This window comes from Pseudoalteromonas sp. S1612 (genome assembly GCF_005887175.1).
GTDB lineage: Bacteria > Pseudomonadota > Gammaproteobacteria > Enterobacterales > Alteromonadaceae > Pseudoalteromonas > Pseudoalteromonas undina.
The window spans coordinates 1-271 of sequence record NZ_PNDH01000195.1 but is presented as its reverse complement, the minus strand read 5'-3'; the positions used below and the strand labels follow the sequence as shown (position 1 = coordinate 271).

Annotated in this window: 1 pseudogene; it reads left to right on the top strand. The window is 41.3% G+C overall.

The features are described from left to right. Positions 1 to 254, top strand: a pseudogene (locus CWB78_RS18665) (DNA gyrase subunit A); the annotation flags it as partial. Positions 255 to 271 lie beyond the last annotated feature (17 nt).

The following is a 271-nucleotide window of genomic DNA, read 5'->3' as shown; positions in this document are numbered from 1 at the left end:
GACAAATATCCCGCCACACAACATAACAGAAGTAGTGAATGGCTGATTAGCGCTTATTCAAAACCCAGAATTAACTATTACTCAGTTAATGGATTACATCACAGGTCCTCATTTCCCAACTTCGGCGATTATTAACTGTAAAAAAGGCATAGAACAAGCCAATCAAACCGGTCGTGGTAAAGTGTACATGCGTGCGCGTGCTGACATCGAAACCGATGAGAAAACTGGCCGGTGAAACGATTATTGTTCATGAAAACGCTTAGCAAGTTAA